The organism is Ruminococcus sp. 1001713B170207_170306_F1 (assembly GCF_015668065.1).
Classification (GTDB): domain Bacteria; phylum Bacillota; class Clostridia; order Lachnospirales; family Lachnospiraceae; genus Blautia_A; species Blautia_A faecis.
Genome location: NZ_JADPEX010000004.1, coordinates 26,158 through 40,085 on the forward strand (window position 1 = coordinate 26,158; position 13,928 = coordinate 40,085).

The window sequence follows — 13,928 nt, forward strand, 5'->3', positions numbered from 1 at the left end:
TTTTCCTCCTCGTTTACTGCAAAGTTCCCACCACTCATCACAATCAATAAACAAATAACCTTCTGCTGTTTTCTCTTTTCACAGCACTCCACGGAATGTTATCCGCAAACAGCAACTGTGATGGTTTATGTCCATTCTTTGCAATCCTTATTAGTAACCTGGAAGGCATTTTTTATGCCTGCCAAGTTTAGAATACCACTATTTATATTTTTCTACAATAGCTTTCATCTCAGATAATTTCTGTTCCATATCCCACACCAACTTGAACTGGGTTCTTGCACGATCCAGATTCTGATTCTCTCGATGAATGCGGAAGTAATGATCTCCCTCCAGATGGTCTGCCAGGAAACGCATTCCACACTCAAAGGTCATCAGGATTGCACCCATCGGAAGCATTTCCACCTCCAGATCTGTGAGGGCACCGCCGCAGCCTTCCAGAAATCCTTTTACATACACCTCAAACAGATGAAGGTCACAGGACACTTTGGAAATATCCTGCTCATCCTCTGCTGCCGTGCTTGCGCCAAAACGGATGGAATCACCAAAATCATTCAGAGAAAGTCCCGGCATTACCGTATCCAGGTCGATCACACAGATTCCCTTATGGGTAGCATTGTCGATCATGATATTATTCAGCTTTGTGTCATTGTGCGTTACACGAAGAGGCAGCTTACCTGCATCCTGTAAATCCACAAGTGTATGGGCCAGCTGCTCTCTTTCCAGGACAAACTGTATCTCCTTCTGAACATCAGCAGCACGTCCGCATGCATCCTCTTCCACAGCCTTTTTAAAATTGGCAAATCGCTTCACTGTATTATGAAAATCCGGGATTGTCTCATGAAGAGTATCTGCCGGATAATCAGCAAGAAGGCGCTGGAAATTACCAAATGCAAGAGCACTCTGGTAAAAATCCTCGTCATTTTCCACCTGATCAAAGCAGGTTGCATCTTCTATAAACAGATACGCTCTCCAGTATTCTCCCTCTTTATCTACAAAATAAGGAGCTCCAGCACGGTCATTTACGATATTCAGGGTTTCGCGCTCTGCATCCCCGCCATTTTCCAGGATTTTCTTCTTCAGCCAGGAGGTGACACCACTGATATTCTCCATAAGACCAACAGGATCTTTGAAAATCTGCTTGTTCATTTTCTGGAGAATATAGCGCTTCTGTCCGGCTTCTGTGGAAAATACAGCACAGTAAGTCTCATTAATGTGGCCATTTCCGAATATGCCAACCTCTTCAAGTTTACCGCCAAAATCAAAGCTGTTGATTACTTCCATCAGTTCCTGATGGCTTACATCTTTTGTTTTTCCCACTTATTTTTCCTCCCAAAGCTTCTGAGGATAAAGACCGTCATCTTTCAGCTTCTGAATTGCAGCAACTACTACCGGCTTATCTTCTTTATAGGTAACTCCGTACCATTTGTCCATAGATTTCAGAACTTTGACAGTTGCTTTCTTCTCGCCAAGAAGCTCATCTACAACAAATGGAAGGAAATATTCGCATTTCAGAGGATTCTTTTCCACATTTTCTTTCAGGAATAATGGGAATCTGTCCTTCAGTTCTCTCAGAATGCTTGCAGAAAATCCCCACATATTCATAGACACCGTAGCATCCATAGGAAGCTCTGTCCATGTAGCACCATCATCCTCGGTATAAGCAGCACCGCCATCTCTCTTCTCAATATGGGTGCGCTCATTAATATCCTTCAGAAATCCCTCTTCGTCTGTCACACAAACACCACGAGCCACATGTCCATTATCTGTCAATGTGTTCTCAAGCTTGTAGCCTACCATCATGTACTGATAAATGCCGTCTTTATCCTGATTCTCTGTAAGGAAATCATATGCCATCTTAAATGCATGACGTCCATAATAATCATCCGCATTAATAACGGCAAAAGGTCCATCAATCACATCAATACAGCTCATGATCGCATGTCCGGTTCCCCATGGCTTCACACGTCCTTCCGGAACTGTAAAGCCTTCCGGCAGATTATGCAGATCCTGGAATACAAATTCCACCTGGATATGCTTACTCATACGATCTCCGATAGCGGCACGGAAATCAGCCTCATTCTCCTTCTTTATAATAAATACAATTTTTTCAAACCCTGCCTGAATAGCATCATAGATAGAAAAATCAATGATAATGTCCCCGTCCTTATCAATAGGATCGATCTGCTTCAGGCCACCATATCTGCTTCCCATACCTGCTGCCATTACTACCAATACCGGCTTTTTCATGTTATTGCTGCCTCCCATTTTTTATTTGTCAAAGCGGAGATTCCTGATCCGCTTTGTTGCTTATTCATAACGATACCAGGGACAAACAATTGCCCCTGGTTCGATGGTAACAGACAAATCTCTTCTTGTCAATTTCTATCAATTATTTCACAGGAAATACTCCGGTTTTAATATTCCCAGACCGCTCCCCAGCACTTTTCCTGACTTCAGATATTTCTTTGCAGCTCTCTGAAGAGATGTGTTCTCGGAATATACATTCAGGTTCCGCTGTACTTTCCCCCAAATACGCCATTCAGCCTCACGCTCATCCCAATCTGTTTCTACGATCTGAAATTGATTCTGAAACATAATGATATTGCTTTTCTCCGGCAAAATGTCTTTAAGCCCCGGATAGAGCAGCCAGGAATGACACAGATACGGCATCTCTTTCCCCCAGAAAGCCATTCCCTGAATAATGGATTCCCTCACACTCTCCAGTGTGAGCTTTTCGCCCTGTGGAATATGAATACTGATGATTGGATCTCCTTTTTTTACCATTCTTTCTCCTGCTGTAAAATTCCAGCGGGAATCCATGATTTCAAATTGCATTCTTCCAAGCCTGAAGATGGTAAGCTTCATATGGCGGAAAAACCAGTCGTATTCATCAATTCCATACTCTCCATATTCCAGAAAACAGTTTTCACACCAAAAGGTCAGATCGTAAAAAGTGTCCCTGAAAATTTCCCGGCTGATTCCCCGCTTTTCATAAGCATCATAGGTTTCGGCGCCCATGCGGCATAAATAATACAGAAACACAAGCCGATAATCCTTTTCCAAAAGAATTTTTTTATAAAACAAAGCTCTGTCTTTCTCATACAAAAGCTTATTTTCCTGATATTCTTCCTCCCCAATGCGTCCGGATTCCTGAAGCTCATTAAGCAGATGCACAGCCTCCGGCAGCATGTTGATTTCAGCTAAAAATTCATTTATTTTCATTGGCAAATCCTCTGAGATTTACAACCTGTCCCGTTATTCTTGCTTCCTCTGCTGCCAGTGCCATCAGATGACTCTCCACGGAAACAGCAGCGTCTGTTTTACCCTTTCTTCCTTCTCCTACCATACGGACAAAATCATGCATCATACTCATATCACTTCCGTTATGTCCGTTTGCAGGTGTGTGAAGCTCTATTGTCTCCAGATTCCCACTGACAAAATCTCTGATCTCAATAGTACCTGCATCCATATCGCCTTTGATCTCACCTTTTGTTCCCATAAGACGGATCCGTCTAGCACACTGGTCTGTAAAGGCTGTCATAAGGAAGGACGCTGTTACCTGATTTTCAAACTTTATGTCAACGGACTGGTGATCTACTACTGTATTATCACAGTGGAATACACATCTTCCGTAAGGTCCTTTTTTCAAAGCCTCCAATACATGCTCCGGATCTGTCTGATCGGTCACTGCACGTACCAGATATCCATCTAAATTCTCCAGATAAAAGCGTGGTGCATAGAAAGCACATTCATCTCTATGTGGGCATCCATCCAGACAATAAGCAGGAGCTCCTTCCGGTGCATTTTCCTCTGTAAAATAAGACAGTTCACCAAAGGAACTGAGGCTTTCGCATTTACTGTCTGCCAGCCACAACATGATATCCATATCATGACAGCATTTCTGCAGGATCATAGGACTGGATTCCTCTGCATTTCTCCAGTTTCCTCTTACAAAGCTATGTGCCTGATGCCAGTAACCTACCTCTTCCATATGCTGGATAGTCATAAGTCTTCCTATTTTGCCTTCTTCCAGAAGTTCTTTTAATTTGGAAAAGAACGGAGAATACCGAAGTACGTGGCACACGGACAGAATACGGTCGTATTTCTTCGCCATCTCTCCCATTTCAATGATTTCTTTCTTGTCGGGAGACATGGGCTTTTCACAAAGTACATGATATCCCTTTTTCAGAGCCATGATCGTAGGCTCATAATGCATCCTGTCCATGGTGCAGATCATGGCACAATCTGCCAGCTTTTCTTTTCCAAGAAGCTCTTCATAGCTTTCGAAGCGAAGCTCTTCCGGAATATTGTGTCTTTTTGCAAAGCTCTCTCTGCGCTCTTTATCCGGCTCTGCAACTGCCACCACCTGAAATTCATCCGGATGGTCCAGTGCATACTGAGAATAAACATGACCTCCTCTAAGGCCTGCTCCAATTACAATACTCGTTACCTTTTTCATACTCTTTTACTCCTGTCGCAAACGTATTTTTAAAACCGTATCTTTTTCATCTGGCAATGGATAGGTAAATACAGGATCATCTCCGAAGGAAACAAAGGCCACATCCGGATACAGCACCGTATTCCATGCTTCCCCTCTGTTCACCTCACTGCCGTCAGCAAGATATGTAACAGATTCCAGCTTATCCGGGCCGATTCCATACAGCGGAAGTGCTCCAAGCGGTGTCTCATAAACATGAGCATAAATGATGTCACCTTTCTGGGTATATCTTCCCCAATCCGGCTTTTCCAATTTGGAAATTCCGCATCCGTAAATGCTCTCCCCATTTTTTTTCATCCATTTTCCAACTTCTGTGAGAATCTGAACACTCTCCTCCGGAATATTTCCACGGGCATCTGGTCCCACGTTCAGGATCATATTTCCACCCTTGCTGGCACATTCCACCAGCTTTCTTACAAGCATCTGAGGGGTCTTATACTGATGGTCGAAATTGCAATATCCCCAATGATTATTCATAGTGGCACAAAGTTCCCATGGAATGGGTTCTCCCTTGTCATCACATACTCCTTTTGGAGGAATAATCTGCTCCGGACTTGCAAAATCACCGCTGTAAATCAGTGGTTCCTCTGTTGTAATGCTGCCATGGTTATCCCCCGCACCTTCCAGACGGTTGTCAATGATCACATCCGGCTGATACTTTCGAACCATTTTGATCAGCTCTGTGGCTTTCCATTTTTCTCCGGTCATATCGTCATAGGAAAAATCGAACCATAGAAGATCCAGCTTGCCATACCCTGTTACAAGTTCCTTTATCTGGCCATGCATATACGCAAGATATCTGTCAAAATCAATTTTTTCATCTTTATATGCTGGATTGTTTCGCATAGGATGCTGCCTGTCTCCATATTTAGGAAAATCCGGATGATGCCAGTCGATAATGGAAAAATAAAGACCAACCTTTAATCCTTCCTCTCGGCATGCATCTACAAATTCTCTTACCAGGTCTCTGCCTGCTTTTGTGTTTGTTGACTTGTAGTCTGTCAGTTTAGAGTCAAACAGACAAAATCCGTCATGGTGCTTTGCTGTAAGTACCACGTACTTCATGCCTGCTTTTTTTGCCAGACGAACCCATTTCTTCGGATCATAATCCACAGGATCAAACTGATCAAAATACTTACTGTATTCCTCAATTGTCATTTCTTTCTGTGACATCATCCATTCACCGCATGCCGGAATGGAGTATAATCCCCAATGAATAAACATACCGAATCTGTCTTCCATAAACCATTTGGTGCGCTGTCTTATTTCCTCATTCATGTTTCTATTCTCCTGTCTTCTTCATTATATCAGAAAATTTTGTATATTCAGCATTTTTATCAAAAAACTTTCATTTCACCTGTCAACCTTTCACGGCTCCGCCAGACAGTGCCTCAATAAAGAATCTGCTGAAAATACAGTACAGAAGCACAGGCGGAAGAATGATAATCACCATAGCGGAAAAAAGTCCGTTATAATTGGTGTTAAAGGCTGTTGTGAAAGTAGACAAAAGCGCCGGTACTGTCAGCTTTTCCCTTGTGATCAGCACAAGAGAGGCCCAGTAATACTCATTCCAATTATTCAAAAACGCAAGCACAGCTGCTGTCATAATTCCCGGACGTGCAATTGGAAAAATTACTTTCATCCAGGTCTGTACATACCCACATCCATCAATTCTCGCCGCCTCTTCCAGCTCTCTTGGGATATTGTCGTAATAGTTTTTGATCACAAAAAAACTCACTGCAATTCCACTGCAGGAATAAATCAGGATCAGCGCAGATCTTGTATCATATAAATGCAGGCGGTTTACCAGATTATATACCGGATAAGTAAGGGCTGTGGCTGGGATAAACATGGTGGAATACAAAAGTACATTTACCAGTGCTTTTCCTTTGAATTCCATTCGCGCTACCACATATGCAGACATGGAAATCATCACCACACTGATCACCACGGAAACACCTGCGACAAAAAGACTGTTTCCAAAATATCTCATCACATGTAAATCTTTAAATGTGGAAATATAACCATCCAGACAAATGGATTCCGGAAGCTGAAAGCCAGGTCTCGCCATAGGATCTTTTTTCAGGCTGGATAAAACCAGCCAGCCAATGGGAAGCAACGACACGATCAGCGCCCACGCAAGACAAATGTAAGTCACGATCCTGGTTCCCGCCGGCATACTATTTACACCTTTCAGGGTATTTGTTTTTTTCATATTCATCCTCTTTTCCTTCTTATTCTTTCTCTTTCCTGAAAGAAATGCTGTATACAAAATTAATCACCAGAATGATCACCATCCCAGCCAGGATCTGGATCATTGCCACTGCATTGGCACGTCCAAACTGGGTTCTCGGACTGGTAATGGCAAGCTCGCGGATAATGTAACTGATACTGTAGGTTCCTGCAGCTCCTTTTGTCAGGAAATAAACCTCGTTATAAAGAAGGAAGCCGGAGGTTGCAGCAAGAACGGATACTGTTTTTAAAGTTCCTTTGATCATAGGGATTGTAATATACCAGTCCTGTCTCAGACCGCTTGCCCCATCCAGCATAGCTGCTTCTCTTACCTCTTCCGGCACTGCCATAATATTCCCCAAAATCATTAAAGTTGTAGTTCCTGTAAAGAAAATATAGGCACAGGTCATGGCCACAAAAGCCGGTCCTTTCAGAAGTAGGATATTATCCCTGAACTCTTTGTTGAAAAGACGAATGATCGGGTTGATAATTCCATAAGAAGGGTTGTACAACTGTAAAAATACAATGCCCATAGCGGCAGTTGAGATCATATTCGGAATAATATAAACATTTCGTACAAATTTAATACCTTTTACCTTTCTGGACAGGGCCAGCGCGATCAAAGCAGCAATGGGAATCTGTACCACTGCTCCAAGAATGGCCCAGGTAGTTGAATTTTTCAGTGCTTCCCAGAAAAATGGATACTTGTTAAAAATATAATCATAATTATCCCACAAATTGCTCCAGCCGAAAAACTCCGGACTAGTAATATTGGTATAATCCCATTTGCAGAAAGAAGTGATAAACACCGTAATAATGGGATACAGATAAAATACGCAAAATGCGATCAGGGTAGGCGCAAGAAACGCTATAATAAATCCTTTTCTCCGCGTACCCAGCTTATTCTTTCTTTTTTTCGCAGCATTCTGATTTTCCAAATTCATACCTCCAAAAAGGGAAGAGATTTCTCCCCTCCCTCTTCTATTTCATTCATAGTTTCTGTTCATCACAGCTGTGTGCTTTAAGCCACCAACGCGATCAGCTCTATCTGAAGTGCTGCAAATCTTGCATCAATATCTGTTCCTGATACCGCACACTCCATCAATGCATTGATGATAGCTTTGTCCACGTCAGATCCCCAGGTATAGTTCATGTCAATCACTACAGTATCAGCTTCATTTACCTGAGAGCAAGCCTGTGCAAGCTTTCTTGTAGCTGCGTCATCACTCTCTTCTGCAAGTGCGTTCAAATCAACTGTTGTGTTACATGGATTTGCCTGTACGCCAGTGAAAATTTTTTCTTGAACCTCAGCACTTGTCATATATTTGATAAATTCAAGTGCTAGCTCTGTTTTCTCATCACTCATGTTATTTGCCACAGCAAGTCCGCCGCCTGCAGAAGCGATTGCAATATTTCCAGGGAATAAAGCAGGCTCAATGGCATCTGTTAAAGAGGCATCAATTCCACTTGCATTCCATACACCATTGAAAAGAACACCAGCCTTACCATTTGTATTAAATTCTGCCATAAGATTACCGTTATCATCTGTAGTATGCTCAGAACCATTTGCCTGATCCAGATTTGCAGCAGTCTTAAATGCAGCTGCAAATTCCTCTGAATTGATGGTGTCCTCTGTCAGCTCAGATTCCAGCATTTTCTTTCCTTCATCTGTAGAAGCCATAACTGTATTTACAATATAGCTGGAGCCCTGTCCTGCAATGTATCCGTACACATCCTCGTCCAGAGCACGGATTTTTTCCATTGCTTCTCCAAAAGAATCCCAGTCTGCAAACGCCTCCTCTGTAATTCCGGCTTTTTCAAAAATATCGGAATTATACCATAAGCCACGGCTCTCAATCTGATCATGCACTGCATAAATATGACCATCCATATCATGCTGTGTATAGTTAAGACCAACTGCATCCTGCAGACCATTTTCATCGATATACGGTTTCAGATCGTATACCAGATCCTGGGAAAGTGCTGCCTGCGGAACTCCGCCACCGCCTACATCTACCAGATCCGGGAAGGAACCGCCAGCAACCTGTGCACTTACAATGTCATCTCTGTTTTCTACAGCGATTGGTTTGAATGTAACTGATCCATCAGCATGTTCCTTTGCGAACTCATCATAGATATCCCTCATAACCTGAGCTGCAGCCCACTCGCTCTCATCCTGGTAATATCCATGGTAAAATTCCAGAACATCATCATCTGCATAAGCAGTCGTTCCAAATCCAACCAGTGCAGTAGTCCCCATTGCTGCTGCCAGTAAAACACTTACCATTTTTTTCTTCATTACAAAAATCCTCCTTCATAAATTATACGTCTTTGCTTTAACTGTCCTTATTTTACCCTTGTTTTTGGTATTTTTGAATGAATCCCATTTGCAATTTACAGGTATTTATTGACATTTTCACAATAAAAATAAGGAAAATATTTACCTGACGGCAATATTTTCCTTATCTTTATTTTCCCTATTTATCTATTTTCATTTCACCCAGCTGCCGGGTAAAAGCTTCCGGTGAAATTTTACCGGTAAGCTCTCTGAAAATGTTTTCTGTAAAATAGGCTTTCTGTTCATAAGTCCACAGATTATCCGGAACTTCAATTTTATCCTCTGCACTTAACACCAGGGAAGCAGCCTGAAACAGCCGCGGCATTTCCTTCTCGTAAGAATCCAGAACTACCTGCTTATTCGCCGGAATCTGCTCTGTTTCCTCCAAAATCCGCGTCTGCACCTTCTTGCTTAGCATATATTTCAGGAACCGGATGGAAGCCTCCTCTTTCTGTTCGTTTCCACTTTTTCCAAGCACATAACCAAAACAGGCAGATTCGCAAGACAGATTCTTCCCGGATGTAGTTGGAAGCAGTGCATACTTGGCATTAATGTTTTCGGAAATCAGGGAAGCGCCCCATACGCCATTCACATATATGGCAAGCTTTCCTTCATTGAACAATCTGGTCTCATCCAAATAACTGTATTCTGCATTTTCGGAGGTGGAATATACATAAATTTCCTGCAGCCGTTTCAACACCTCTGAAATTGTACCGATATCGTTTCTGTCCTTTTCTGTACCTTCTTCCAGAAGCATATGATCCATAAAATAAAGATAGCCCTCCGGAGATGTCTGAAGCGAAGCAATTTCATTATTCTCACGCTCCGACCATTTCCAGATCTTGTAGCACATACCGCGAAAAGCATCCCAGGTCCTGGGAATTTCCTTTACGCCAGCTGCGTGCAGAATATCTTCATTATACCAATAACCACCACTTAAGGACAAAACATCTGACACTGTAAACAGCTCCCCTTCTTCTGTGGTCCAATAGTTCAGATTGGTCTGGGAAATATTGGAGGCAAACTCTTCATCTTTTTTCACATAGGGCATAATATCCAGCGCCATATCATTTTCTACAATAAAATCATAGGTTGTATTCTGTCCCATACCGCTGAAGGTAATCACATCCGGCATATCTCCCACCATGATCATGTCCTCCACCTTACGCAGCATTTCCTTTCTTCCTGGCATGGAGATCAGCTGCACCTCAATGTCCGGATTCTCCTTCTGAAATCCATCGTAAATATCCCTCATAGCTACATGATCTTCACCTGTTCCACCCCATGCATGAATCATTGTGATAGTTACAGGCTCTTTTTCTTCTTTCCCGCATCCTCCAAGGATCAGACTCCCTGCTATTCCGATACTAAAGAAAAGGCCTCTAATTTTTCTCTTCATGTTGTTCTCTTTTCCTGAATTCTTTTGGTGATACCCCGGTTATCTTTTTAAACATTTTTGAGAAATAACCAGCATCTTCCACTCCTACCGCTTCTGAAATCTCATAAGTCTTCATCTCTGTATTCTGCAGATATTCTTTTGCCTTTTCCACCCTTTTCATTAAAATCTCATCAAACAGATTCACACCTGTTTTATTCTTATAATAACGGCTGAGATAGCTGCGGTTCACATGCAGGGTATCTGCAATATCATCCAGCGTGATCTTTTTGCGAAAATTTTCTTCCAGATACTGTTCAATCTGATCAAGCAGTGATTCCGGTTCTTCTGCCTTCGTATGCTCCTGGATTTCGATCTCCTTTTTCAGTCTGGATAGCTTTCCAATTGCTTTTTCCACTGCCAGTGGAAGTTCGTCTATAATGGAAATCTTAAGCACATACTCACATACACTGTATTTAATGGCTCGTTTGGCATACTCAAAATCTGAATATGCGGTAAGGATGATCACCTGGGTTTCCGGGCAGGTTTCGTATATATATTTACATACTTCTAATCCGTCAACTCCAGGCATCTGTATATCTGTGATCACAATGTCCGGCATTTCTCCCCTGATTTTCTCCAATAGTTCCTGTCCATCACTGACTACGCTCTCCAGAGAACAGTCCATTTTTTCCCAATTTATCAGTTTCTGCAAAGCCTCTCTGATGTATCCTTCATCATCAGCTGCTATCACTTTCCACATAATTTCCACCTCTTTCAATTGGAACTGCAATTTCTATTTCCGTTCCCTTTCCCGGTTCGCTCCAGACCTGAAACTTGTAATGATCTCCATACAGGATCCGGAGCATTTTCTTTGTATTTTCCCAGCCTACATGGGTATGAGGAGTTTTTTCTTTATTTTCCTCTGCCTTCGTCTGATTCCGACAAACGCCTACTCCATCATCTTTTACCCAGATGTAGAGCATTTCCCTTTCATATAAAAGGACCTGCAGATTTCCTTTTCCACGCTTTGGTTCCAAACCATGCGAAACTGCATTTTCCACCAGTGGCTCAATAAGAAGACGGGGAATCAGATCTTCGCCGATTTTTTCATCTTCAAGCTTCACCTCATAAGACAGTTTATCCTGGTAACGGCTTTTCTGCAGATATAAATAAAACTGAACTATTTCCAGTTCCTCTTTTACCTTTATCTTAATCTCTTTTTCCCGGAATATCTTACCCTGCATCAGTCTGGAAAAAGCATTCAGTCCATCGTAAACTTCTTCGTTTCCAGCCATTTTCGCTTTCAGACTCAGCATGGCCAGAATATTAAACTGGAAATGCGGATTTATCTGGGACTGCAGATATTTTACCTGAGACCTGGCTGCCACAATTTCTTTTTCGTAAACCTGAGTGATCAGATATTCAATCCTGTCTGCCATCTCATTAAACACGATTCCCATGTCATGAAATTCCTGAATAGAGGAATCTTCCATTCTGGCATTCAGATCCGGTTTTCCAAAAGCCTGTATACTTTGGATCATCCTGGTAACCGGTTTGGTGAAACGGTAACTGATAGCATATGCAACCAGAAATGCAATTCCCAGTACCACAATAAGGCCCACAAGAACGATAAAAAGAGTGGGCTTCAAAATAGAAAAAATATTCCCATACCCTACTGAGATCACTGTACGTACTCCAAATCCACAGGAATTTCCATAACCAATCACCTTCGTACCCGCCAGGTCTTTTGTTCCATTCCATGAATTCTCAGAGGTCTGCAGCTTTTTCACCAGCTCCTGAGCTCCTTCCGAGGCAAGCAGCTGATCGTTTTTATCCAGGACAGCCCATCCTCCATTATGATACAGCTGTACCGTTTCCAGAACTTTCGCTACCGCACTCTGACTGATCTGCACGACTCCGATTCCTTTTTCCCTCATATTTTCATCATAAATTCTAAAAAAAATATTTAATTCATCTTTATCAGACAAACAGGCGTACTGGTCACTGGTACTTTTAAATTCCTGCTGCATGTTTTCGTATTTTCGCTTCTGTTCTCTCCCGGCAGCCAGTGTGGTGGCATAATAGTGCTCATAAATACATTCATTCCCATTATTAAACAGATAAATTCCAGTAACAAAAGGAAGCTGACGTTCCACCATATTCCGCTCTGAAAAAAGCTCCATGCTGTAAGAAAGCTGTGGTTCTATTTCCTCCAGGTCGTATTCTTCTTTCTGAAAAAAGTCATCCAGTACCGTATTATGACGTATGGCGATCACACTATCCTCAATAAACTGCATATGAGCCTCATACTGCTGACTGGTATATCGAAGTACATATTCAATATCTTCCTGTGTTTTCTGAAAGAAGAAAGAGAAAAAGACATAGAAAACAGCTGCACATACAGACAGTAAAGTACATACAGAGGTCAGTATCATCAGAAATGTAAGTTCCCTTTTCAGAGTGTAGTTTTTTTTCATTTTATTTATCCCCAGGGTAAATTTCTATATTATAAATTCATTATAGGAAAAGCTTTCGAAACTTGCAATCAGTTTTCACCAAAAAAAAAATAAAAAGCAGAAATATTTATAGCATTTCACCTAAATATAGGGTATACTGTTATTGTCTGAAAGAACAAGGGCAGGGTTTTTATATGACAGCATTCTGATAATGCCGTTATTTTTTTGCACCTTGTTAAAGTGATCATACTCACTTATGGACAAAGAAGGAGAGGTAAAATGAAAGTAATTAAAGTTAAGAATTATGAAGAGCTGAGCCGTACTGCAGCTACCATTATCGCCGGTGTTATTTTGTCCAAACCGGATTGTATCCTTGGACTTGCTACCGGTTCTTCCCCGGTAGGTACCTACGATCAGCTGGCTGCTATGTATGAAGAGGGAATACTGGATTTTTCCCATGTAAAATCTGTGAACCTGGACGAATATGTAGGACTGGACGGATCCAATGACCAAAGCTACCGTTACTTCATGAACAAGAACCTGTTCAGCAGAGTCAATATAGATATTAAGAATACCTATGTTCCGGACGGAACCAATCCGGATACAGAGGCCTGCTGCGAAGCTTACAATACACTGCTTAAGAATATGGGAGCTGCAGACCTTCAGCTTCTTGGAATAGGACCTAATGGTCACATCGGATTTAATGAACCAGACGACCATTTCCAGGCTGGCACACACTGTGTAGATCTTACAGAGGCTACCATCCAGGCGAATAAGCGCTTTTTTGCAAGCGAGGAGGATGTACCGCGCAAGGCAATTTCTATGGGAACCGGCAATATTATGAGCGCAAAGACCATTCTTCTTGTAGCTAACGGCAAAAACAAAGCCACGGCTCTCGCCGCTGCGATCAAAGGACCTGTTACCCCACAGTGCCCGGCTTCCATCCTTCAGTTCCATCCCAATGCAATTATTGTAGCAGATGAGGATGCACTGAGTGAGCTGTAATTTGTCAAGAGGACTTACTTG

The 13,928-nt window shown here is 42.1% G+C and carries 12 protein-coding genes; 1 reads left to right on the top strand and 11 read right to left on the bottom strand.

Annotated features, from left to right (window positions below):
• Positions 1 to 198: 198 nt before the first annotated feature.
• From I4V84_RS04115 to I4V84_RS04165, 11 genes are all read right to left on the bottom strand, one after another.
• Positions 199 to 1,281: an aminoglycoside phosphotransferase family protein gene (locus I4V84_RS04115; protein WP_148461808.1), complete on the bottom strand. Its 1,083-nt coding sequence runs from the start codon at positions 1,279 to 1,281 to the stop codon at positions 199 to 201.
• 36 nt (positions 1,282 to 1,317) lie between these two features.
• Complete coding sequence (locus I4V84_RS04120; RefSeq protein WP_195409690.1) at positions 1,318 to 2,247, bottom strand: sugar phosphate nucleotidyltransferase; 930 nt, start codon at positions 2,245 to 2,247, stop codon at positions 1,318 to 1,320.
• A gap of 147 nt (positions 2,248 to 2,394) precedes the next feature.
• Positions 2,395 to 3,222 carry an acyltransferase domain-containing protein gene (locus I4V84_RS04125; protein WP_195991306.1) on the bottom strand — a complete coding sequence of 276 codons (828 nt, stop codon included), beginning with the start codon at positions 3,220 to 3,222 and terminating at the stop codon, positions 2,395 to 2,397.
• Positions 3,209 to 4,459 (bottom strand): Gfo/Idh/MocA family oxidoreductase, encoded by a 1,251-nt coding sequence (locus I4V84_RS04130; RefSeq protein ID WP_195991307.1) that lies wholly within the window; start codon positions 4,457 to 4,459, stop codon positions 3,209 to 3,211. Before I4V84_RS04130 ends, I4V84_RS04125 begins: the two co-directional genes overlap by 14 nt.
• A gap of 6 nt (positions 4,460 to 4,465) precedes the next feature.
• Positions 4,466 to 5,776, bottom strand: a complete 1,311-nt coding sequence (locus tag I4V84_RS04135; RefSeq protein WP_118582300.1) for an alpha-L-fucosidase — start codon at positions 5,774 to 5,776, stop codon at positions 4,466 to 4,468.
• A gap of 82 nt (positions 5,777 to 5,858) precedes the next feature.
• Complete coding sequence (locus tag I4V84_RS04140; protein WP_148461675.1) at positions 5,859 to 6,713, bottom strand: carbohydrate ABC transporter permease; 855 nt, start codon at positions 6,711 to 6,713, stop codon at positions 5,859 to 5,861.
• 19 nt (positions 6,714 to 6,732) lie between these two features.
• On the bottom strand, positions 6,733 to 7,668 hold the full coding sequence (locus I4V84_RS04145) for a sugar ABC transporter permease (protein ID WP_226815371.1): 936 nt from the start codon (positions 7,666 to 7,668) through the stop codon (positions 6,733 to 6,735).
• Between the two features lie 83 nt (positions 7,669 to 7,751).
• The gene (locus I4V84_RS04150) at positions 7,752 to 9,029 is read right to left on the bottom strand and encodes an ABC transporter substrate-binding protein (protein ID WP_195991308.1); all 1,278 of its coding nucleotides are present in this window, start codon (positions 9,027 to 9,029) and stop codon (positions 7,752 to 7,754) included.
• 178 nt (positions 9,030 to 9,207) lie between these two features.
• A complete protein-coding gene (locus I4V84_RS04155; protein WP_173773689.1) occupies positions 9,208 to 10,467 on the bottom strand; it encodes an ABC transporter substrate-binding protein in 1,260 nt (419 codons plus the stop codon).
• On the bottom strand, positions 10,451 to 11,206 hold the full coding sequence (locus I4V84_RS04160; RefSeq protein ID WP_173716899.1) for a response regulator: 756 nt from the start codon (positions 11,204 to 11,206) through the stop codon (positions 10,451 to 10,453). The genes I4V84_RS04155 and I4V84_RS04160 overlap by 17 nt, the downstream gene beginning before the upstream one ends.
• On the bottom strand, positions 11,184 to 12,923 hold the full coding sequence (locus I4V84_RS04165; RefSeq protein ID WP_195991309.1) for a histidine kinase: 1,740 nt from the start codon (positions 12,921 to 12,923) through the stop codon (positions 11,184 to 11,186). Before I4V84_RS04165 ends, I4V84_RS04160 begins: the two co-directional genes overlap by 23 nt.
• Positions 12,924 to 13,181: 258 nt before the next feature.
• On the opposite strand from I4V84_RS04165, the gene nagB reads away from it, so the two are divergent.
• On the top strand, positions 13,182 to 13,907 hold the full coding sequence (gene nagB / locus I4V84_RS04170) for a glucosamine-6-phosphate deaminase (protein ID WP_173735101.1): 726 nt from the start codon (positions 13,182 to 13,184) through the stop codon (positions 13,905 to 13,907).
• Positions 13,908 to 13,928: the final 21 nt, after the last annotated feature.